Below are 23,149 nucleotides of genomic sequence, written 5' to 3' on the forward strand. Positions count from 1 at the left end.
CTCAGATGACGCCCGCACTCGCCAGCCGTTCGATCTCGGCATTGGAGTAGCCGAGCAGCGACGGAAATATTTCGGCATTGTGCTCGCCGATCGTCGCGGGCAGCACAGGATCGAATCCGGTGCGCGCCGCTGAAAACATGATCGGCACACCCGTCGTCTGCAATTCGGCACTTTCCGGATAGCCGGGATGGCGCGCCACCATCGTTTCACCACGCTCGACGACACGAGGGTCCGCGAGTGCCTCCTCCGGATGCCGCACCAGCGCCACGGGAACGTTCTCCGACTCCAGTGCGGCAATGACGTCGGCCGTGGTCCGGTTGCTGGTCCACTCACCGATGATCTGCTCCAGCAGCGTGGCATTCGCCACTCGCGCATTGCGAGTCGCAAAGCGCGGATCGGTGCTCAACGCCGGTTGCTGCATGGCCCGATACAGGGCATGGGACAGCGTGTCCTGCACGGCGACGAGCGCAATGTAGCCGTCTGTGCATTGAAACAAGCCGAAGGGACACAGCCTTTGCAATGTCGCGCCGGTGCGCGTCAGCATTCCCACCGCCTGCATCGCCGCCCAGTTTTCCACCGCGACCAGCGATGTCAGCGCTCCGAGCATCGACACGTCCACATGCTGTCCTTCGCCGGTCTTCGCACGCTGATGCACGGCGGCCAGAATGCCCACCACGCCGAAGATCGGCGTCAGCACGTCGGCGATGGGCAGGCCGATGCGCAATGGCGGCTCATCGTCAGCGCCGCTCGCGTACATCGCACCGCTCAACGCCTGGATCAGCACGTCCATGGCGCGACTGCCCTCCTGACCCTTGATCGTGGCGCCGAAGCCGCTCAGGGAACAGTAGATGATCGATGGGTTCGCGGCGCGCGCGAAGTCGTAGCCGACGCCGAGTCGCTCCGCAGTGCCGCTGGTGAAATTTTCGACGACGATGTCGCTCTTGCGTACCAGGTCGGCGAACACGTTGCGCGCCTCCGGATGCTTCAGATTGAGCGTGATGCCGCGCTTGCCGCGTGCGCGTGTCAGATGTGACACGGAAAGATCATCGGCATGCCGGCGTCCCACGCTCAGGCCATCGCGTCCCACATAGGGACTGTTCTCGCGCGCGAGGTCACCGCCGCCCGGGTCTTCGACCTTGATGACTTCCGCACCGAGCCCGGCGAGCAACAACGTGGCGTATGGCCCCGCCAGTGCCCGCGTCAGATCGATCACCCGCAGTCCTTCGAGCGGACGCGGCGCGCCTGCATTACTCATTCATCACCTGCTGTTCCTTTCAGGGTATCGAGGGTCCGCGGATCGCAGCCGAAGGACTGCAATGCGGTGATCACGTCGCTGTCCGGCAGCGCTGCGGCTCGTGGTTCCACGACCGGAGTCGACGACAGTTTGATCGGCGAGCCGAGCTGCCTCACCGTGCTGCCACCGGGCAACGGCACATCGCGAATCATGTGGCGTGCAAGGTTGTGCGCGTCCGCCAGCGCCTCGGCGATTTCGTAGACCGGCGCGAACTGTGTATCGGCCTCGCCGAGAAGCGTCAGCCATTCCGCCTGCGTGCGCGTCGCAAAGATCGCAGCGAAGGTGGCGGTCATTTCCTCGTGTCGCGACGCGTCGAGCTGCAGAGGAATGAATTCCTCCCGCCCCATGGCGCGACAGAACCGCTCCCAGTAACGCGGCTCCATGTCCGTCGTGCAGAGATAGCGGCCGTCGGCCGTCCGCCACAAGCCACAATCGATGCGTCCCTCGCCGCGCGGACGCACGCGCGATAGATCGGGATTCCGTGCCATGGTCGAGGCGATCAACGTCATGGCCGAGTCGGACATGGCGATGTCGATCTGCTGCCCTCGCCCGCTGCGCTCGCGCGCATACAGCGCCGCGAGAATACCGATGACCGCATTCGAGCCGGTCAACAGATCGGCGGTCGGTACGCCCGCGAAGCTCGGCCGCTCCGTGCGATCGCCCATACGCGACAGAGCGCCGGAGAGTGCGAGGGCGATCGGATCGTGACCGGGCTTGTCGCGGTAAGGCCCGGTCTGCCCGCACAGCGTGACCGAGCAATAGATCAGCCGGGGGTTGATGGCCGCCATGTCCGCATAGCCGAAGCCCATGCTGGCAAGCACGCCAGGCCGGTAGTCCTCCAGCAGGATATCGGCGCGTCGCACGAATTCGAGGATGACTTCACGCGACGCGGCCGCGCCGGGATCGATAAGCAGACTGTGCTTGTTGCGTGCGAACACGTCGTTGGCGCGCAGCCGCGCGCGTTGTTCGACGCTCAGCCGATCCCAGCCGAAGACCTTCGCCTGTTTGGCGGCTTCGCGCGGATTCTCGATGCGCACGACCGTAGCGCCGAGATCGGCAAGCATCCAGCTGCAGTACGGTCCTGGAAGAAACTTGGAGAAGTCGAGTACCCGGACATCCGCCAACGCGCTCATGGGACGTCTCCCTGATTCGAGGCGTCGAACTCCGAGGTGACAAAGAGCGGTCCAGGTACTGCCACTGATGCGGCACCGGGCCGAGCGATCTCTCGCCACATGTCGCGCGATCTGAGCTGCTCGCTCGCGAGCACGTCCTCGACGCCATCGATCTGCGACAGGCCCAGGCCATGCGCCACCGACCATTGCGTGAGTTCTGCGCGTGTATGCGCGAGAAAAAATGCCTCCACATGGCTTTCCCAGGCGGCCAGCGTCTCGCGCGGCGTGTCCGCAATCAGCGTCGACTCCCAGTCGATTGCAGTGAGATCCGCGGCCATGCCGCGCTCGCGCATCACCTTGACCATCGCACGCATCATTCCGGGGTTGTCCACCAGCGACCAGGTGACATGGCCGTCGCGGCACGACCAGATCTGCCGCACCCCGGATTTGCCGCGGACCAGCAGATTGCCAGTGCGGCGACCGACGCGACCGGCAAACTGCCACATCAGCGGTTCGCGGTAGTTGGCGAGCACGGCCGACTGCAGCGCCGACACCGTGACGAGTTGGCCCTTGCCATCGACATGACGGGCATGAACTGCCGTCAAAGCAGCGACCGCGCCCTGTGCGCCCGCAAGTGCGAACGCCTGCTCGCCGGGCAACGTCATCGGTGCACGATCCGGATCGCCCACGATGGCCATCAGACCGGAACGCGCCATCAGCGTCAGATCGGTCGCCGGCCGCTCGCTCGACGCTGCGAACGCACCGATGACTATGTCGATCAAGCGTGGATGCGCAGTCGCCAGTTCTTCGTGTGTGAAAGGTTCGGCGACGCAGTTGCGGACCAGCACATCCGCGCTCCGGATCAGATCACGCAGCGCCTGCCGATCACTGGAGTTTGCCGGATCCAGTGCAATGAGGCGTTTGCCCGAATCCCACGCCAGCGATGCAACGTCCGTCGATGCTCCCGACTCGATTCGCAGCACGTCGGCACCGAGATCCGCGAGCAGCTTGCCTGTGTAGCGCCCCAGGTCCTGCGTCAGGTCGATGACGCGCAGGTGTGACAACATCATCGAGCTCACTGCAGCGCTCCCGCTGCGACCAGTTCGGCCACCTCGGCGTCACTCATTCCCAGCATGTCGACGAACACTTCGCGATTGTGTTCACCGAGCAGCGGCGCCGGCCCCACATGCACATCGCTGCGCGAAAACTTCAGCGGTGGACCCGGCATCAGGCAATCGCCGAGAACAGCATGCGCCGTGTGGACGTAATGTCCCGCCACCGCGAGTTCCGGGTCCTCGAACACTTCCCGACCGTCCTGCACCGCTTCCGCGGCAACACCGAGCAGCGAGAGCCGATTCGCCAGCGCGTGCTTCTCGTGATGCGCAGTGCAACCAGACAACAGCTCATCGAGCTCATTCTCATGCTGCTTGCGCGCACTCATCGTGGCGAAGCGCTCCTCCCGCAACAATGCAGGCGCAATGGCTTCACACAGGCGCTGCCATTCTTCATCGTCGCGGACTGCGATGGCGCACCATTGATCGTCTCCCTTGCAGGGGTACACGCCGTGGGGGGCGCGGTTCGCGACGCGATTGCCTGGCTTGGGCTGCGGGCCGCGCAGCTGATGCTCGACGAAGCGATCGGCCAGGGCGTGGACCAGCGGTTCCACCTGCGATACGTCGACATGCTGGCCGCGCCCCGTGAGTCGTCGATGTTCCAGCGCTGCCAGAACTCCGATGGTTGCGAAGATGGGTGCGACCACGTCGCCGTAGGCAAAGGGCGGCATGTGCGGCGGCCGGTCGGGCCAGCCCGAGAGCGCCGCGAGGCCGGACAATGCTGCCGCTGAGTTGCCGTAGCCACGCAGACCCGCATTCGGACCCGTACGACCCGCAACGCTCACGCTGACCAGGATGATGTCGGGCCGCAACGCATTGAGCACAGGCCACGACAGGCCGATCCGCTCCATGTAGCCCTGACCGAAATTCTCCACGACCACGTCGGCCCATTGCACCAGACGTTTGGCTACTTCGATGCCGCGGGGATCGGACAGATTGATCGTGACGCTGCGCTTGCTGGTATTGGCAATGGCGAAGAACGCGGATCCGTCCGGATGACGGACGCCATTCTTGAACGGCGGACTGAGGCGACCCAGGTCCAGCCGCTGCCGTGACTCGATCTTGATGACCGTCGCACCGTAGTCGGCGAGATCCTTGGTTGCGCGCGGACCTGCGCCGACCCAGCTGAAATCTGCGATCTTCACTCCGTGCAGCGGCGCGTTCACGACGCTGACTCCACCGGCGGCGCACCTGCACAGTCCAGCTCACGACCTTCGGCACGTTCCCGGATCAGCGCGCGCGCACGCTCTATGATCGCCTCACCATCGATACCGTAGTCGTTCAGCTGCCGCGCACGGGCCGCGGCACTCTCAGCCGCTGCTGCATCGAAGCGGTTCTGATCGGCCGCGCTGACTTCAATGAACTCGACGCCCTGCTGTCGGGCGAAGTCATAACCCAGTCGCGTGCCGCCGTTGATTTCATCGATGAGCGCAGATTCCCAGACCGACTGACCCTCCCGCAATATCTGTTGCAGATCCGGCGGCAGCCGTTCCCAGGCGCGCTGCGACATGGCACGCGCCGGATAGGAACCGCGACTGAACTTCAGTTCCGTAAAGTAAGAACCCACTTCACCGAGATGCATACCGCGCAGCGCATCCGGAGGCGCGACCACACCGTCGATGACGCCCTTCGCCATGGCGGAGTACACCTCGCCCATGGGCATGTCGACCGGATCGGCGCCGAGCCGGCGCAGCACATCGATGGATTCGCTCTGGCTGCGCAGGCGCAGTCCCCGCAGATCCGCCAGCGTGCGCACAGGTTTCTCACGCGTGAGGATTCCAGGGAAATTGCCCGCTTGCAGCGCCAGCACGTGCAAGCCACTCATCTCTGCATTGAAAACCGGAAAGTCGCGGGTCAGGCACTTCAGGACATCGATCTGGTCCTGCATGCTCTGGACTCCGCCATAGAACCCGGCCTGGGCGCGCGAGGCATGCATGCCGCCTCTCATGTAGATGGGAGTGATCAGTCCGATGTCCGCCACGCCATGGCGGATCTCGATCGCGCTCTGATCCGACGACAGCACGGCACCGCTCCAGTACGGTTTGATATGCAGCCGACCCGCCGAACGCTCTTCGACGAACGCCATCCAGCGCTGATCGGCGCGGCTGAAGGGATGTGCGGGTGGATACGGGCTGGCGTACGTCAGCACGTACTGCGCCGTGGGCTTCTCCGCCGAGCAACCCATTGCCGCCAGCACCAGCACGACACAGAACGTTCGCAACAGCATGGTCATGATCCGAGCACTCCCGGCAGCCACAACGCCAGCGCCGGCACTGCGATCAACAGGGCCAGGTGCAGGAAATCCGTGATCAGGAACGGCACGATGCCGCGAAACATGGTGCCGAGCGGAATGTCGCGCGCCATCTCATGCAGCACGTACACGTTGAGACCGAGCGGCGGATGCACGAAGCCGATCTCCATGGTCCTCACCAGGAAGATGCCGAACCAGATGGGACTCAAGCCCAGGTCGTCGACGATCGGCAGAAAGATCGGCGTCATCAGCAACATCAGCGCCAGACCGTCGAGCACCGACCCCAACAGCAGCAACGCAATTGCCATGACGATGATGGCGGTCAGCGGCCCCGCCTCCATCACCTGAATCGTCGCTGACATCTGCTGCGCCAGCCCGGTGATGCTGATGAAAACGCTGAAGAGCAGCGCGCCGATGATCACCACGTAGATCATGCCGGTCGTCAGCAACGTGGTGCGCAACGACTCGGCCAGCATCGCGCGGCTTACGCGCTTGCGCCATGCGCACAATCCCAGCGAACCGACGCAGCCCACGGCCGCTGCCTCCGTCGGGGTGAACCACCCGATCATCAGGCCGCCCACTACGAAGACGATCAGCACCACGATGTCTGCGACCCGCCGTACCGCAGGCCAGCGTTCACGCCAGGGAGTTCGCGCGATCGCGGGACCCAAGGCCGGATTGATGCGACAGACTACGAAGATCGTGCCCATATAGAACAGCGCCTGCGTGAGGCCGGGAATCACGGCGGCGGCAAAGAGCTTGCCGATGGATTGCTCCGCAATGATCCCGAACACGATCAGCGCACCGCTCGGCGGAATCAGCACACCCAGCGTGCCACCTGCCGCCAGCGCGCCGGTTGCAAAGCCCGGCGCATAACCGTGTTTACGCATCTCTGGCAACGCCACCGAACTGATCGTCGCGACGGTCGCCAGACTCGAGCCGCTCACTGCTCCAAAGCCTGCGCAACCGGCGATGGATGCGAGCGCGAGTCCGCCCCGACGATGACCGACGAAGCGCGCGGCGACTTCGAAGAAATCCTGGCTGGCCCCTGCCTGAAAACAGAAATGCGCCATGAGCAGGAACAGCGGCAACACACCGAGCTCGTAACGACTGATCGTCTCGAAGGTCACGACGCCGGCCTTGATGAGCGCGGCCTCGGGACTGATCAGCAGCGCCATGCCGCCGACGCCGACCAACGCCAGCGATACACCGATGGGCAAGCCGAAGGCCAGCAACAGCAGCAGCAGGACGATACCCAGCAGGCCGATCAGTTCCACGCTCATGACCGCGCACCGTTGCGCTGGAGCACGCGCGCCGCGAACACGATGGCGATCAGCAATGCGCTGGCGATCCAGACGAGCCGCAACCCGCCCCAGGGAATGTGCAGCAGCTCCGAGTGTTCATGCCCGTGCCGCAGCTCGAACGCAATCCAGATCGATCCGGCTGCGAACCATAGAAACAGCACCGCGCTGATCGCATCGGAACATCCCAACAGCAGCCGCTGGCCGCGTTCGCTGAGTCGATCCGTCAGCAAGTGAGCGCGTGCATGCTTGTCGCGCAGCGTCGTACCCAGCATGGCTGCCGATGCCAGCAGCACGACGCTGGCCTGGACGACCTCGATCGAGCCCAGCAATGGCAGGCCTACATGTCGTCCCAGCACCGCCAGCGCATCGGCACACATGGCCGTGAGCAGGCCGACGGAGCCGACGATAAACGCCAGCCGTTCGAGCGCGCGGAACGGCGCGCGCCGGGTGATGTGGTCGGGCGTATCGTCGGATGTCGGCATTGTTTGCCTCGTCGGATCGGCTTGTTATAGCGTCTTGTGGCGCACGCCCCCCCCCGCGTTTCGCGCCTGCCCGGCATTCTAGACATTTTAGTTCGATGTACAAACTATTTAGCTTCTGGGTGAATGCAGGGGACCGCGCCTCACCACCGTCCGATTGACTACTGCCGGGCAAACAGACAAATTTGCGTCATGAAACGCAAAAGCGCGCCCAAAAAAGGCCAGATACGCAAAGCTGCCGTGCGGATCGACACCATCGACGCCGACATCCTGCCGACCCTGATCGGTTACAACATCCGCCGCGCCCAGATCGTGCTGTGGCGCGATTTCGCGCGAACGGTCGCCGACGGTGAAATCCGACCCGGCATGTTCAGCGCCATCGCGCTGGTCCGGGCCAATCCCGGCATCGCGCAGGTCGAGCTTGCCGCCGAACTATCCATCGACAAGGCCAGCATGGTGAGCCTGATCGACCGGCTGGAAGATGCCGGATGGATCGTGCGCACCCGTTCCCTGGAAGACCGCCGGCGCCAGGGCCTCACCTTGACCCCGGCCGGCGAAAAAACGTACAAGACGCTCAAGCGCGAGATGCTCGATCATGAGCAGAAATTTGCGGCGCTCTATTCAGACTCCGAGCGCAAGCAGCTCGTGAACCTGCTGCGGCGCCTGCACACGGCGCCGGTTTGAGGCCAGTCTCAACGTTGTAGCGTTCACCCTCGACGGCAATGATGGTTCGACTAAAGTCGAACCCACAGCGGAACTGATTCCTGTGGGCTCGGGATTTCTGTGGGTCCGGCTTTAGCCGGACCTTTTGCCCTTACCGCGCCTGTCCTCTCAGAACTCGTACTTCGCCCGCAGCCCGTATTGCAGCGGCGCACCGTAGATCATTCCGCCCTTGGCGCTCGACGCATCCTGCATCTGCACGGCGATGTATTCCTTGTCGAACACGTTCGTTGCGAATGCTTCCAGCCGCAGGTTCTCCAGTGGCATCCAGGTCACACGCACGTCAGTGACGGTTCGCGATGGCACCGTCGTTGCCTCGTACACGAACGGCGTCGAAAGCTGCTCGTCGATGTAGGACACCTGCACTCGTGGTGTCAGGGTCGTACTGCCCAGGGCGAACTCGTACTGAATACCTGCACTGGCGGTGACATCCGGCGCGAACGGAATGGTCGATCCGTCGGGAACGAGCATATTGGTATTGGTGATGGGATTGGTGAGGATCGCATCCTCGGTGAATTCACCGTGCAGCGCACTGATGCCGGCATTCAGGCCCAACCCGCCGAACTGTGCCGTGATCTCGAGTTCTGCACCGTAAATCTCTGCTGGTGCGGCGTTCAGTGTATTCGGCAGCAGCGCCGGAGGCGTGCCCACCGGCGTGAGAGCCGACAACTGAATGTCCTTGTAATCCGAATAGAACACATTGCCGTTGATGCGCAGGCGGCCGTCCGCCACTGTCGTCTTGATGCCCAGTTCGCCTACCGTGTTGGTTTCCGGACCGTACGAATCGAGACGCGGATCCAGATTGACGCCACCCGCCTTGTAGCCCTTCGACGCCGTGGCGTACATCATCGTCGCGTCCGTCATGAAGAACTTCATGCCGACGCGGCCCGTGGCTTCAGTGGACTCTGCAACGTTCGTGCAAGGGAAACATCCTGGCGGTGGCGCGCCCGGCAGCAGGTAGCGCGTGTATTCCTGCTTGTCGTCCGAGTAGCGAACGCCCACGTCCACTGCCCATCTGTCCGACAGCCGGTAATCGACCTGCCCGAACACTGACGCCGACGTGTTCTCGGCCTTCGCATCGATCGTGGAATTCGACTGCACGAAGTCGGTGGTGTTGCGGTTGTCGCGCAGCACTTCGACAGGGCTCTCCTCGTTCATGTAGAACGCGCCGACCACCCACTGCAGCGGCGAATCGCCGGTGGAGAGCAGGTTGATCTCACTGACCCACGTTTCAAGACCCTGGCGCGTCAGGCCTACACGGCCCGGGAACCGCGCGGTATTCGCGCCGTTGGTCGGCAGATTCGGTGCGACCGGCGGATCGGTCGCCGTCCTGTCGCCATCCGCCTGGTCCTCGTTCTTCGCATCGAAGTACGACGTCAGCGCGCGCAGCTGCAATGTCGATGTCAGATCGAAACGGCCTTCGATCGACGCGCGATAGCCATCCTGATCGAGGAAGGAGCGCGCATCCTCTTCGATCGTGAAGGGATCGCTGGTGACCGCATCGTCGCGATTCTTCACCGCGTTGTAGTCGGTCTGGCGATCGAAGTACTCGTAGCGCAGGTCGACGGTCGCGCCTTCCGATGGCTGCCAGCGCAATGCTGCACGCACCGCCGTGTCCTGACCGCGACCCGGTTCGCTCGGGCTTGGGCCAATGTTCTCGGTGAAGCTGCCACGCTCGTCGTAAACACCGGAGATACGCATCGCCAGCGTGTCGGAGATCGGTACGTTGATCGCACCGACAGTGCGGTACCAGTCGTAGTCGGCGATCGTCTGATCGAGATAACCGGACACTTTGTCGAACTGGGGAGCCGGTGTGCGGACGTACACAGCGCCGCCGGTCGAGTTCTGACCCGTGAGCGTGCCCTGCGGGCCGCGCAGCACTTCCAGAGATTCGATATCGAAGAACGATTGCGCGATGAACTGCTCATGCGGAATGAACACGCCATCGATGTAATACGCCACACCGGGATTCGATGTCGGCGCGGACTGCGCAATGCCGACGCCGCGGATATTGATGAACGTCGATCGGTTGTAGGTATTGATGGCGACGCCCGGCGCCACCTGCTGAATCTCGATGATGTTGTCGATGCCCTGCGCTTCCAGCGCACCGCCTGTCAGCACGGTGGCGGAGATCGGCACGTCCTGCAGGTTGAGCTGGCGGCGCTCCGCGGAAACGATCACTTCCTCGAGCACCATCCGGGTCTCGGTATTCTGTGCATGAGCGCCCTGCGCGAGCGCAGCAGCCACGGCCGATGCGACTGCTGCCACGCGCCGCCGCGTCATCGAGCTGGTTCGAGTATTCATTCCAAAGTCCCCCATTGATCGTTCATTGACCCAGGCTGCCGAAACAACGCGGGCGCTGAATTCTAGGAACGTGCACTGTCCTGCAGGTAACACCCAATCTGTCTGCCGGCATAAGTCGGATTGATATGGCCGCCCTCACGCATCCCGCGCTTCGAGCGTCAACTCGTTGCCAATGCGCGCATAGCTCGCATTGAGATCCTGGCTCGCGGTGACTTTCTCAAGGTAGTTCTGCACTTCAGCGAAGCGCGGGTCATCGGCAGCCAGGATCTGCGGCTGCGACATCGGACCGATGAACGCTGGTAACAGACTTACACGCGCAGGATTACCAGCACTCAATACGCACTTGGCAACCACCGTGTAGCGTGAATCGGGCGGAAAATTGTAAGTAATCTCGAAATTCGGCTGCCAGTCGGGATGCAGCTTCTGGATCTCGCGAAAACCCTTGCTCTGCGCGTGCTTCTCGTCCATGGGAAGGTCCATCGCGAAGTTGCACAGGCTGTAGATGATGGGTTTTCCGCGATAGATATCGACGCCTTTCAGGATATGCGCATGGTGCCCGAGGATGACGTCGGCGCCAGCGTCGATGGCGGCACGTCCGACCTCGCGCTGATAGTCGGCGATCACGCCCGGCACGAAGTGGATTCCCCAATGGATCGATACCGCTACATAGTCCGCCTGGGCGCGCACCGCGTCGATGTCGGCAACCAATGCCTGGAGATCTTCGCGGTTCGCGAAGGTGTGGATACGACACGGCGTGCCTGGCTGGTCATGCTCCACCTGCTCGTAATGCGTCCACGCGCGCATCGGCGCGCATCCGGCCCTCGTTTCCGTTGCCCAGTACCCCATGGGCAGGATGGAGCTGTAGGCCAGGAACGCGATGCGCTGACCTTTCGCTTCGACGAACACAGGACGGCGCGCCTCGAGGATGTCATTACCGACCCCGACGACCTGCAGTCCACTGTTGCGCAGCGCGTCGATGGTGTCGTGCAATGCGTCCGGCCCCCAATCCATGCAGTGATTGCCGGCAAACGAGACCACGTCGAAGCCGGCGCGACGGAAGGCCCCCGCCGAGGCCGGGATGGTTCGATCGGTGTGCCGCACCTGCGGCAAACGAAAGCCCCGGCTCGATATGGGCAGTTCGAGCTGCATGAAAGCAACGTCCGCTTCGCGGAAGCGGTCGCGCACACGATCGAACAAGGTGTCGGGATCGGGTCGGCTCGGGCCCACATCGCCCACCGCATAGAGCCATACGTCCCGATCGTCGCGTCTCATGGCTCCCACCCGCAGCTCACAGGATGCGCTGCCCCCCGGAGCCATTAGTTCGTCATATCAACCATTGGATTCTTTGCCGAAAGCCGTTGCCGCGTCAAGCGATAACACGCCCCGCCGCATTACCGAAGGATGCATGCAGCCGCAGCGATCAGCCGATCACTTTCCGCTCCCGAAGCCGCGCAATGCGCGCCTCGTCGTATCCCAACTTCCCCAGCAGCGCATCTGCGGCACTCTCTTTCGATTGCATGCTCGGCGGATCGCTGGTCGTCACCGAGTAGCGCGGCGCAGGTGCGGGCTGTTCGATTCCATCGATCTCGATGAACGTCCTGCGCTGCCGATTGTGCGGATGCTTTGGCGCGTCGCGCAGTGACAGCACTGGTGCGAAGCAGGCATCGGTTCCCTCCAGTAGTTCGCACCATTGCGCTTGCGTGCGTGTCGCGAATAGCGCAGTGAGTTTCTGTTTCAGGTGGGACCACTGTCGGGCATCCATCTGTGGATCGAAATCCTTGTCAGACTCCAGCCCCAGCCGCCGGCGCAGTTCGGCGTAGAACTGCGGCTCGATGGCGCCGATCGAGATGTATTTGCCATCGGCCGTGGCATACGTGTCGTAGAAGTGTGCACCGGTATCGAGAAGATTGACGCCGCGCTCGTCTTGCCACAGGCCCTGCGCCTGCAGCGCCCACACCATGCTCATGAGCACCGCCGAACCATCGGTCATGGCACAGTCGATCACCTGGCCCTGCCCGGTCCCGCGGGCATGCAGGATGGCAGACACCATGCCGAACGCCAGCATCATGCCGCCGCCACCGAAATCGCCGACGACATTGATGGGTGGCGTGGGCTTGTCGCCCGCACGACCGAACGCATGCAATGCACCAGCGAGTGCGATGTAGTTGATGTCGTGGCCTGCGGCCTGCGCGTAGGGGCCGGTCTGTCCCCAGCCGGTCATTCGTCCATACACCAGGCGTGGATTGTCGGCGAGCAGCACGTCGGGTCCGAGTCCGAGGCGTTCCATCACGCCCGGTCGATAACCTTCGATCAATCCGTCGGCCGTCTTCGCCAGATCGCGAACGACCTCGATGCCCGCGGCATCCTTCAGATCCACACAGATCCATTGACGCGATCGTGCCAGCACGTCGCGCATCGGATCGATGACACCCGGCGTGGCGGCCGGGCGATACACCCGCACCACCTCGGCCCCGTGATCGGCGAGCATCATGGCGGCAAACGGTCCGGGACCGATGCCTGCCATTTCGATGATTCGCACCCCGGTGAGCGGACCTGCCAAGAGACTCTCCTGTGGACTCGCGATGCGCCCTCAGTGTAACGCCAGTTGCAGCGCTGACCGCTCCCGCCGTTCTGACCTACCGGCTGCTGAACTTGAGAGCTCGCTTGCGGCATTCCTTGAAACGATCGAGCAATCGCACGTACGTTGCTTCGTCGACGGGGCCTGCGCCCAGCCATTCGAATGCCAGGGCATCGAGCTGCTCTCCACCGCGCGTATCACCCTGCCCCATGCTTTGCATCAATCGTTGCAGCTGGTATTCGCGGCGCAATGGCTGGTCCTCAGCTGGCGTCGGTGCGTCCGTGAGTAGTTCGGCACGGATGCATAGCGTTCTCAGCGCCCGCTCATTCGCGGCCAGATCGTCGCCTCCTGAATCCGCCAGCGCGCGTTTCAGAGCATCGATGCCGCCCTTCGGCGATTGGGCAATGCTGGCGATGTGATCGTCGGCCGACTGGCGCAATGCATCGAGTTCCGACGCTGCGGACTGCCGGGCCCGCGCGAGTCGGTATGCCCGGACAGGGTTCGCTGCATCGAGCAGCCCCATCCACGCATGTTCGATATCACGCGCTTGCTGCCCGGAGACTGCCCGCTTGCAGCGCTCGAAGGCGCGTTCGAACCGGTCCTGCAGCTGACGCGCATTCGCCCTCGGCAATTCCTCGATGGAATCGAAAGCCAGCCGCAGCTCGGGAAGCTTCTTTACGTTCTCGAGCAACTCCTGATCAGTCAGACCGGCAATTCGCTCCAACTCTTCGCAAATATCGGCGGCCTGGGTCCTGTTCGTGTCCAGGGCTGCGGCGCGGCTGGCGAATTCCTGCTGCCGCTTCTGAAACACTGCATCGCAATGCTGACGAAACTCTTCCCACAGTTTGCGATCCTCGTGACGCGGCACGATACCCGTCGATTGCCATTGCTCCTGCAGTTCCTTCACTTCCTCGGCGGCATTCCTGCCATCCGCTGACGCCAATAGCCCGCCCGCACGATCGATGAGCGCCTTCCTTGCCTTTACATTGCGCGCGTACTCCGCATCGATACGACTCTGGAGCGTCGCTGTCAGCTCATCGAACTTCCCCTGCAGCGGCGCGCTTTCCGCAGCATCTACCGGTGAATGCTGGCGCCACAGCTGTTTCGCCTCACGCACCGCGGTAATCACGGTGCGCCACTCGGGCTCCTCCCAGTTGTGGTTCGCCTCGAAGGCACGGAGGCGCTCGAACAAAAGGCCGCGCTGCTCGAGATTCTCCTTCCTGACCTGGTCCTGCGATTCGAAATACTCGCGACAGGGCTGAAACGCCTTTTGCGCAGCCTCGTGAAAACGCTGCCACTCCGTCTCGACGTCTTCACCGGCACCCTTGCTCAACGTGCGCCATTGCTCCTGCAGATCCTTGATCTGACCGGCGAGCACGGGCGGGTGCAGCGTCGCGCCGATGAGCGACTCCATCTGCTCGATGAGCTCGGCGCGTTTGGGAACGACCGAGAAGCTCTTCCAGTCCTTCAGTTCCTCCAGCTTCGCGTCGAGTTGCTTCAGCTGATTGGCAAGATGAGCCGGCAGCGGCGGAGCCGTAGTGAGTTTCTCTTCGACAGTGCGACGCATGCCTGCGGCCACTTTGCTGTTGCCTGCAGCCAGAGCACCCAGCGCCTTGCGCAGCAATCCGCCGATCTGGCTCAGCGCACGTGCTTCCGTTTCACGGTTCTCTGCCTCGGCCCTGCGCGCCTCTTCCTGGAGACTCGTCCGTTCTGCGGCGGCGGCGGCGGCGGCCCGCTCTTCCTCCTCGCGTCGGCTTCGCGCGGCGGCGGCCTCATTGGCGGCAGCCAGTTCGCGCGCGGCTTGTGCGGCCACGTGCCGCAGATGCTGTGCAATGACCTCGCGTGCGCGGTCTATTGCCACCTGCGCTGCCTGTGCGACGTCGGGCGCCGCATGCGCTGCGACCGCATTCCAGCGGTTCTCGAGCTGCTCGAGGGTGGGCGTGAACAGTGGATCGAAGGGCCGGCGACTGTGCCGTTCGATGTCGGCCGTCAGGGTGCTGATCTCCGCCTGCTGCTGCTCGAGCTGGCGTTCGATCGCCAGTGCAGCGTCGCGCTTGCGCGTCAGAATTCTGTAGACGTTCTTGTCATTGCCGCCGCGGACTTTCCGGATGAGCTCGCGGATCTGCTCGGGATCGTCGATCGCCTCCGCCGCCAGCTGTCTGGTACGGGTCGAGGAGCCATCGATCACCGAGGGGGCCACTGCACGGAAATCTCCCGCCGCAATCGCGGCCCGCAGGACTTTCTCCTCCTGCTCGGCCAGCAAGGCACTGTCCGGGGCAGCGGGCACAGGCACACTCGTGACTACTGTCTCTGGCTGCTGCGCCGGGGCCGAGGAAGACAGTGCCTTGCGCAAGCGCGAGAACAACGACATCAATCGATCCTCAGCCGGGAAGTGGTAGCCCCTATTCTACCCGCACCCGGTCGACCTCCGGCGCTGCATCAAAGAGTGAATGTGGCAATGAATACGAGAGAAATGCGCGCCAGCGTATCGCCTGCCCGCACATGAGCCGGCCTCACGATCCATTCACGCTGCTCGGATCCACTGAACACGTACGCACAGGCGCTGGCCGCACAGAGAACGGCCAGGGGATCGCGGGTGATGCTGGCTACGGCAAAGCCGACGCCGAATATCAGGAAAATCGTGCGCCACAGACGCAGCGGCGACAGGAACCAGCGAAGAACTTCAGCGTGCATCGAACCTCCAGGGCCAACAGGCGCGGCATCATTCACGCCCTGAAGATCGTTCGCAGCCTGACAATGGATTATTGCGACCAGTGACGCAGTTGCGCCCGCGGAGGTTGACACCGGCAGATCGACGGCGATGTCTTCCTGCCTTCGTCACGACCCCTCCGCGTTCTTCTTTGCCCCGCGCAGGTTCAACGCGAACAACCCCACCTGCAACACGATCAATGCCCAGGCGCCTTCGCTGTACCCCCAGACGATCCACAGGAGGTTGCTGGCGATGAACAGCCAGAAGCCCCATTGGCGGCGTCCGCTGCGCGTCGATCCTACGGCCCACGCGGCGACCAACGTCACGAGCATCGCGGGCCATTGCAGCAAGTTCACCCAGTCCATTGCGAGCTTGGATCCTGATCGGTGTGGTTGCGACCGGAACGCGCGGGCTGCTCGAAAGTTCAGCGGTGAGTTGCGTGAGCCGCAGTGTCATCGATCACCCCGGTTCAATTCGCTGCCCCCGGAATGACAACGCCGCGGCACCCTCCCGGATGCCGCGGCGGCAGTATCGATCACATCAGGTTCGCACCCGATGCGGCTGACTCAGAAGCGATACTCGGCGCCGACCTGGTAGTAACGACCGCGCGAGTCGTACTGCGAGAAGTCGTACGGCGCCCGGACGCCCGGGAAGGACGCATCGTACGGCGGCATTTCGTCGAACACGTTTTCGATCTTCGTGTACAGGGTCAGTCCTTCAAAGCCAGACCATGCAACGTTGAAATCGAACTGCTCGTAGCCATCCACGCGCGACTGCACGGCCGCAGCGGTCGTATTCGCCAGCTGGTCGTAGCCGGCAGTGTGGAACCAGGTCACGCCGGTATTGAAGTCGCCGTACTGCCAGTTGAGCGAGGTGGTGGCCTTGTTCTTCGGCAACGATGGACCGCGATTATTGCCCGCGTAGTCGACCATTGGACCGCCCACGGTCTGCGGGCGACTGTATTCCAGCACGTGTGTCAGCACGCCGCTCAGCGTGAAGTCACCCGCCACATCGGTACGCCACACCTGACGCAGTTCGAAGTCGAGGCCCGACGTTTCCAGTTCCGTGAGGTTCTGGAAGCGGTTGTAGATCGCCAGCAGTTTGCCGCGCGAGTCGCGGATGACATCCGCCGGATCGTTGCGGTTCACGATCGCGGTCGTGTTGTTGGTACCGATCAGATTGTCGAGCTTGATCTGATACCAGTCCACGCTCACGCTGGTCTCACGCGAGGGCGAGAACACGATGCCCGCGTTGTAGCTGCGGATACGCTCCGGCTCCAGGCTGGGATTGCCCACCGTGAAGTTCGTCGGCGACTGACGCGAGTTCGGCAGATCCGGATCGTACGGATCCAGCACGCTGCCGTAGCTGATGTTGGTGCTGGCCGAGTTTTCCGACAGCGACGGCGCACGGAAGCCGCGCGACACGGCGGCGCGGAACAGCAGCGAATCCAGCGGCTGCCAGCGCAGGCTGGCCTTCGGCGAGAACGCATCACCGAAGTCGCTGTAATGGTCGCCGCGACCGGCGAGCTGCAGTTCCAGGCCCTCAACCAGCGGCACGTTCACTTCGGCATACGTCGCCCACACGTCACGCTCGCCATCCACGGCGGCAATGGCGGGACGGATCTGCAGACCGGCATCGATCTGCCACGGATTGCGCGACACCAGCGATTCTTTGCGCCACTCCACGCCCGCAGCAAAGCCCACGCTGCCCGCCGGCAGATCGAACAGCTCTCCGGAAATTTTTGCATCCGCGCCATGCAGGCGCGAATCGGCCGGACGCAACGTACGCAGTGCAATCGAATCGATCACCGACTGCGGCGTGGCCGACGGGTTATGCAGATCGTAGGTGCCGTCCGCGAGCGCATCGAACAGTGTCCAGCGATTCGCAAAACCACCTTCGACGATCTCTGTCTCCTTGCTGCGCGCCGAGAAGGCCGAGACTTCCCAGTCCCAGTCGGAGAGCTGGCCACGCAGGCCGCCTAGCACGCGATAGGCTTCCGAGCGATTGGTCTTCACCGTCTGTCCGAGGTCGAAGAAGGTGTATTCGAGGGACACATCCCGGCCATAGGGATTGTAGGGATTGCCCGCCGGCAGGATCGCCGGCACGCCCTCGGCCAGACCGGTATCCGCGTTCAATGCGAACCGTCCGCTCTCCAGGGTGAAGTAAGGACTGGAACCGAAGATCGCAGAACCGCGGATGCGGCTGTAGATCACTTCGCCGAACCCTTCCAGGTTTTCGCCCAGACGCACAGTGCCGTTGAGGTAGCCCTGGTAGCGCTCGGTGGACGGAATCAACGTAGTGAACGGCACGAGGTTGATCGCGCAGGTGTCACCGGCACGACCGTCGATCGGCGCGCTGGCGGTCAGCACCATGCCTGCGGGGCAGTTGCCATTGTCATCGAGCATCGGCACCGAAGCGCCATTGATCAGGAAGCGCGCACCCTTGGGCGACCAGCCATTCCAGGTGCCGCCGGGTTGATCGGAATAGATTCCCGAGCGGGTCAGAGCGCGCTCGTCCTGGTCCAGCCGATCGCGCTTGTAAGCCTCGAAGCTCGCCAGGACATTCCAGCCATCGCTGTGCAAATCGCCGAAACCGGCCACGACGCGGCCACGCTGGGTCTCCAGGCCGCCTTCATCGGACACACCTGCACTGCCGCCCAGTTCCAGACCTTCGAAATTCGGCCGCGTGATGATGTTCACCACGCCAGCCACGGCATCCGAGCCATACACCGCCGAGGCGCCGTCTTTCAGCACTTCGATGCGCTCCACCGCGACCATCGGCAAGGCGTTCAGATTGACGAACGTGTCCGACAAGCCGCCGGAAGGGAAACCATAGTTGGCGAGACGACGGCCGTTGAGGAGCACCAGCGTGTTCTTCTGCGACAGGCCACGCAGACCAATGCCTGCAGAACCCGCGGCCCAACCGCTGTTGCTGGTTTCATTGGTGGCGTTGCCGGTATTGGCTGAAATCGAACGCAGCACATCGGCCACGGTCATCTTGCTCGATTTTTCGAGTTCCTCACGGCCGATGACCTGCACGGGGCTCGGGCCCTCGGCCTCGGTGCGTCGGATGTTGGACCCCGTGACCACTACCGTCGCGAGCGGCGCACTGTCCCCGGATGCAGCCGCATTCGCTGCGGTGGACTGGGCCTGTGCGAGAGAAGCAAACGATGCCGTAGCCAGGACCGCGGAAACCGCTGCGGCCAGCGAAGACGACTTGATCATCAGAAAATTAACCCTGTGTGGACGCTCGAAAGCGCGGTAGTCAGCCAGCGCCTCCTGCATTGCGGAAATACTCTTTTGTTCTCTTTAAATGCCTTCAGGTAACAGGTAGCCCCTGCGGCAAGGAAATGTGAGCTGTCGAAGCGGTCCGTTACCTGCATTTAACCCGGAAACTCGCGAATGAGACCGCGATGTCACTCGCGACGTCGCCAGGCGTTACAAAAAGGCCTGACTGCAGATCGGGGAAAAATCACTAATTTCGACCGTCGTATTGGGGAATTTTCCGATGGCCAGAAAAACGCCACGGCGGAGGTGACGGCCGTGCGCAGAATCACGCTGGTGCGCGACCATCGGTAGCGTGCAGCAAGGAGACGAAAACACGTACGGCGCCGAAAGCATCGAACCGCGCAAGCACGTCCGCAGTCTTGATGAACAGGCTCCGAAGCAGCCACCTTGGCAGCGCGCTTCTGGCGACTGGACGGATGGCGGAAGGGGTTCGGCGGACCCGGCCGACGTTGGGAAGGGCAACGCAGATGGGTACTCTTGAATCAGGATGGCATGCGCCACGCGGTGCGCGACAGCGAATCGACAGGGGAAGCTGCGACTGCACATATGCTGCGGCGAGCGCTTCAACGCTGAGATGAGCCAACGGAAGGTCTCGCCGAGACACTTCCGCCGTCCTTCCAGTCGCTGGCCGATAGGCGCGCGGTCAAAGCCTGCTGCAGACCGAACACAGCCGTGATTATCCCGGACAGCACTTGTCACTCGACCAGCGACCGACGGACACAACGTCATGAGCTTGCGAAGGTTCAGCAGTGCGACACTGCTAGCGCTTCTGCTCCAGCGTCAGCACCGGCACGTTGCCTGCATTCAGCAGTTCCAGCATCTCGCCGTTCATGCGCCAAGCAGTTACCTGGTTCAGTGCTTGATGGAATGCGCGCTCCTGCTCCATGCCCTTCACACAGGCCATCATGGTCACGGCAATCGGTCCGAATTTGAGCCGCTGCCCTTCCAGGGTGTAACTCCCGGTGAAGCGGTTGCAGCCGCCGGAACCTGTCACTCGCTTATCGCTCGCCTGCAAAGTCAGTCGCGGCGCGCTCTGCGGGCTGTCGATGACAGCCGGTGTGGTGCCGAGACGCACGAGCTGCCATTCCATGTCTTCGACGCCAGCAGGCGTTGCACTCGCTGCCTGCCGTTTCAACAACAACTCCGGACTATCCGGCGTGCCCGGCACCAGTACGGGATAGGCAGTATCGGTCGTGAACATCAGCGCATCGGCGTGCGCGATCCAGGCCCGCACGACATAGCGATGCTGCGCAACGAGGCGGCGCGGATCGTAGGCGATCGAAAATCTGATCGGTGGGTTGCCGGGCGATTCGATGCGCGAGCTGCCGATCACCTCGGACGGTGCATCAGCTCGCGAGACATCCTCGAGCGTGACCTCGAACACGGCATCCGGCGGCAGGGCGATTCGCTCGCGGTAGATGGCGGTGCCGGACAGGCTGGCCTGCGGGGGAGTCGCCCCGCCTCCTGAGGTGCAGCCGGCGCACATGAACACCAGGGCAGACAAGGTCATGCGTTGAATCATCGGAACCTCGATGGTGGCTGTCGATCCAGCCGGGCCTGACGTGAGAGAAGTTTTGCCTTGTCCTCGCCGCTCTGTGGGCCATGCGCAGTACGTACCGCGACTCGTCGGGGAACTCCGCCCCGTGGCGATGCTTGCATCAGTACAATCGCGCCAGACTCAGGGGGATGATTCATGTCCGAACGATCGATGCTGCCGCGAATCGCGGCGTATGTCAGCCTCACCGTTGCCCTGGCCGCGCCTTCGCTGCAGGCGCAGGACCGCGATCCGCAGATCGAGGCGCTCATCGCGCAAATGACGATCGAGGAAAAGGCCGGCCAGCTGACGATACTCGCCGACGCCACGCGCAATTTCGCCGCCAACGCGAACCCGGAGTTTGCGAGCAAAAAGTCCAGCGCCTTGCGCGCCGATGTTCGCGCCGGTCGCGTGGGCTCGCTCTTCAACGGCTACGGGGTCGCTGCCGGCCGGGAGACACAGCGCGTCGCGGTCGAGGAATCGCGCCTCAAGATTCCCTTGCTGCTCGCTGCCGACGTGATTCACGGCTTCCGCACGGTTTTTCCGATTCCTCTCGGTGAGACCGCGAGTTTCGAGCCGGCACTGGCAGAACGCACCGCGCGTGTGACCGCCATCGAAGCTTCTGCAGCCGGGCTGCATTGGACCTTTGCACCCATGGTCGACGTCGCGCGCGATCAGCGCTGGGGACGTGTCGCTGAAGGAGCTGGCGAAGATACTTACCTGGGCAGTCTGTTCGCGGCGGCCCGCGTGCGCGGCTTCCAGGGACCTTCGCTGCTGGCAGCCGACTCCATGCTCGCAACGCCGAAGCACTTTGCTGCATACGGTGCCGTGGCCGGCGGCATGGAATACAACACCGTCGATATATCGCAGCAGACACTGCGCGAGATTCATCTGCCGCCCTTCAAGGCCGCCTTCGACGCAGGTGCATTGACGACCATGAGCTCGTTCAACGACATCAATGGCGTGCCGGCGACGGCCAATCGCTGGCTCATGACGCAGCTGCTGCGCGAGGAATGGAAATTTCCCGGCTTCGTCGTCTCCGACTACACCGCCGATCTCGAGCTGATCAAGCACGGCGTTGCTGCGGGCGAGCGCGATGCTGCACGCCTGGCGCTGAGTGCGGGCGTCGACATGAGCATGCAGAGCGGCATCTACAACACGCAGCTTCCCAAACTCGTGGCCAGTGGCGAACTGCCGGTCGCCGTCGTCGATGAAGCCGTGCGCCGCGTGCTGCGTGTCAAGAAGGCCATTGGCCTGTTCGACAATCCGTACCGGTCGCTGGACGCGGCACGCGAGAAGACGGATATCGGTAAAGCCGAGCATCGTGCCCTGGCGCGCGACGCGGCACGACGATCGGTCGTGCTGCTCAAGAACGCCGGCAGTGTGCTGCCGCTGCAGAAGTCCGCACGCATCGCGCTGATCGGTCCGCTCGGCGACGACCGCCGGAATCTCTTCGGACCGTGGACACTCTTTGGCGACGAGCGCGAATCCATCACTCTCAGGCAGGGTCTGGCCAATGCGGGAATCGCGTCAGTGACCGTCATCAAGGGCTCCGACATCGAAGCACCGATCGACGGCGGCATCGAAGCGGCAGTGGCTGCCGCGAAATCGGCCGACATCGTCCTGCTCGCCGTGGGCGAAGGCGAAAAAATGAGCGGCGAGGCGCAATCGCGCACGTCGATCGTCGTTCCGGAACCCCAGCAGAACCTTGCCGAAGCTGTCGCCGCAACCGGCAAACCCATCGTCGTGCTGCTGAGCACCGGCCGTGCGCTCGCGCTGCAGGGCGCGATTCGCGACGCGGACGCCATCCTGGTCAACTGGTTCCTCGGCTCGGAATCGGGCAATGCGCTCACCGATGTTCTCGTCGGCGACTACAACCCGTCGGCACGCCTGCCGATCAGCTTCCCGCATGAATCCGGTCAACAGCCCTACTTCTACAACCATCGCGCGACCGGCCGGCCGGTGACACCCGATGATTCACCGTCGTACAAGGCTCAATACCGCGAGACGAAGAACGAAGCGCTCTACCCGTTCGGTCACGGCCTCGGCTACTCGAAGTTCACCTACGGCGACGTGAAGGTCAGCGCTGCCAAGCTGCCATGGAATGGCAGCATCACGGTGAGCGCACGCATCACCAACGCCGGACCGCGCGCCGGCGAGGAAGTCGCCCAGCTCTACATCCACGACAAGGTCGCCAGCGTGACGCGACCGGTCCGCGAACTGAAGGGCATCCGCAAAACGCTGCTGCAGCCAGGCGCCAGCACAGAGGTGTCGTTCCAGCTCTCGCGCCGCGACCTGGAATTCGTCGGACCGGACAACGCATGGATCGCCGAACCCGGCTCATTCGATGTATGGATCGCACCGTCGGCGGCACAGGGCAAGCCGGCGCAGTTCGGTCTCGAGCGGGGATTCTGACAGAGCCCACCGAGGAAGCATTGAAGATCTCCACGGGGTACACGGGGTG

17 protein-coding genes are annotated in these 23,149 nt (G+C 63.2%); 2 read left to right on the top strand and 15 right to left on the bottom strand.

Annotation, left to right across the window (positions count from 1 at the left end; genetic code table 11):
* Nucleotide 1: 1 nt before the first annotated feature.
* The 7 genes from VIZ63_RS11690 to VIZ63_RS11720 are packed head-to-tail and all read right to left on the bottom strand — an operon-like array spanning nucleotide 2 to nucleotide 7,555.
* Entirely contained in the window at nucleotides 2–1,255 is a 1,254-nt protein-coding gene (locus VIZ63_RS11690; RefSeq protein ID WP_331609794.1) for a CaiB/BaiF CoA-transferase family protein, read from the bottom strand.
* Nucleotides 1,252–2,427 (bottom strand): CoA transferase, encoded by a 1,176-nt coding sequence (locus tag VIZ63_RS11695; RefSeq protein ID WP_331609795.1) that lies wholly within the window; start codon nucleotides 2,425–2,427, stop codon nucleotides 1,252–1,254. The genes VIZ63_RS11690 and VIZ63_RS11695 overlap by 4 nt, the downstream gene beginning before the upstream one ends.
* Nucleotides 2,424–3,476: a CoA transferase gene (locus VIZ63_RS11700; RefSeq protein WP_331609796.1), complete on the bottom strand. Its 1,053-nt coding sequence runs from the start codon at nucleotides 3,474–3,476 to the stop codon at nucleotides 2,424–2,426. The genes VIZ63_RS11695 and VIZ63_RS11700 overlap by 4 nt, the downstream gene beginning before the upstream one ends.
* Before the next feature lie 5 nt (nucleotides 3,477–3,481).
* Nucleotides 3,482–4,684: a CoA transferase gene (locus tag VIZ63_RS11705; RefSeq protein ID WP_331609797.1), complete on the bottom strand. Its 1,203-nt coding sequence runs from the start codon at nucleotides 4,682–4,684 to the stop codon at nucleotides 3,482–3,484.
* Entirely contained in the window at nucleotides 4,681–5,745 is a 1,065-nt protein-coding gene (gene dctP, locus VIZ63_RS11710) for a TRAP transporter substrate-binding protein DctP (protein ID WP_331609798.1), read from the bottom strand. Before dctP ends, VIZ63_RS11705 begins: the two co-directional genes overlap by 4 nt.
* A 2-nt stretch (nucleotides 5,746–5,747) precedes the next feature.
* Complete coding sequence (locus VIZ63_RS11715; RefSeq protein WP_331609799.1) at nucleotides 5,748–7,052, bottom strand: TRAP transporter large permease; 1,305 nt, start codon at nucleotides 7,050–7,052, stop codon at nucleotides 5,748–5,750.
* On the bottom strand, nucleotides 7,049–7,555 hold the full coding sequence (locus VIZ63_RS11720; protein WP_331609800.1) for a TRAP transporter small permease subunit: 507 nt from the start codon (nucleotides 7,553–7,555) through the stop codon (nucleotides 7,049–7,051). The genes VIZ63_RS11715 and VIZ63_RS11720 overlap by 4 nt, the downstream gene beginning before the upstream one ends.
* Before the next feature lie 189 nt (nucleotides 7,556–7,744).
* Between VIZ63_RS11720 and VIZ63_RS11725 the strand changes: the two genes are divergently transcribed.
* Nucleotides 7,745–8,236 carry a MarR family winged helix-turn-helix transcriptional regulator gene (locus tag VIZ63_RS11725; RefSeq protein WP_331609801.1) on the top strand — a complete coding sequence of 164 codons (492 nt, stop codon included), beginning with the start codon at nucleotides 7,745–7,747 and terminating at the stop codon, nucleotides 8,234–8,236.
* A 147-nt stretch (nucleotides 8,237–8,383) separates the two neighbouring features.
* On the opposite strand, the gene VIZ63_RS11730 is transcribed toward VIZ63_RS11725, so the two are convergent.
* The 8 genes from VIZ63_RS11730 to VIZ63_RS11765 all read right to left on the bottom strand — a co-directional run bounded on the left by VIZ63_RS11730 (nucleotide 8,384) and on the right by VIZ63_RS11765 (nucleotide 20,661).
* Nucleotides 8,384–10,576, bottom strand: coding sequence for a TonB-dependent receptor (locus tag VIZ63_RS11730; protein WP_331609802.1), 2,193 nt, complete (start codon nucleotides 10,574–10,576; stop codon nucleotides 8,384–8,386).
* Between the two features lie 135 nt (nucleotides 10,577–10,711).
* Nucleotides 10,712–11,848, bottom strand: a complete 1,137-nt coding sequence (locus VIZ63_RS11735; protein WP_331609803.1) for a CapA family protein — start codon at nucleotides 11,846–11,848, stop codon at nucleotides 10,712–10,714.
* A 148-nt stretch (nucleotides 11,849–11,996) separates the two neighbouring features.
* Nucleotides 11,997–13,136, bottom strand: a complete 1,140-nt coding sequence (locus tag VIZ63_RS11740; protein WP_331609804.1) for a CaiB/BaiF CoA-transferase family protein — start codon at nucleotides 13,134–13,136, stop codon at nucleotides 11,997–11,999.
* A 76-nt stretch (nucleotides 13,137–13,212) separates the two neighbouring features.
* Entirely contained in the window at nucleotides 13,213–15,525 is a 2,313-nt protein-coding gene (locus VIZ63_RS11745) for a DUF349 domain-containing protein (protein WP_331609805.1), read from the bottom strand.
* Nucleotides 15,526–15,593: 68 nt separating this feature from the next.
* A complete protein-coding gene (locus VIZ63_RS11750; protein ID WP_331609806.1) occupies nucleotides 15,594–15,848 on the bottom strand; it encodes a hypothetical protein in 255 nt (84 codons plus the stop codon).
* Between the two features lie 144 nt (nucleotides 15,849–15,992).
* Nucleotides 15,993–16,229, bottom strand: coding sequence for a hypothetical protein (locus tag VIZ63_RS11755; RefSeq protein WP_331609807.1), 237 nt, complete (start codon nucleotides 16,227–16,229; stop codon nucleotides 15,993–15,995).
* Between the two features lie 201 nt (nucleotides 16,230–16,430).
* Nucleotides 16,431–19,088, bottom strand: a complete 2,658-nt coding sequence (locus tag VIZ63_RS11760; protein ID WP_331609808.1) for a TonB-dependent receptor — start codon at nucleotides 19,086–19,088, stop codon at nucleotides 16,431–16,433.
* An 823-nt stretch (nucleotides 19,089–19,911) separates the two neighbouring features.
* On the bottom strand, nucleotides 19,912–20,661 hold the full coding sequence (locus tag VIZ63_RS11765) for a YbaY family lipoprotein (protein ID WP_331609809.1): 750 nt from the start codon (nucleotides 20,659–20,661) through the stop codon (nucleotides 19,912–19,914).
* A 303-nt stretch (nucleotides 20,662–20,964) separates the two neighbouring features.
* On the opposite strand from VIZ63_RS11765, the gene VIZ63_RS11770 reads away from it, so the two are divergent.
* Nucleotides 20,965–23,100: a glycoside hydrolase family 3 N-terminal domain-containing protein gene (locus VIZ63_RS11770; RefSeq protein ID WP_349261178.1), complete on the top strand. Its 2,136-nt coding sequence runs from the start codon at nucleotides 20,965–20,967 to the stop codon at nucleotides 23,098–23,100.
* Nucleotides 23,101–23,149 lie beyond the last annotated feature (49 nt).

Origin of the sequence: Povalibacter sp. (assembly GCF_036520495.1) — a bacterium.
Classification (GTDB): Bacteria; Pseudomonadota; Gammaproteobacteria; order Steroidobacterales; family Steroidobacteraceae; genus Steroidobacter.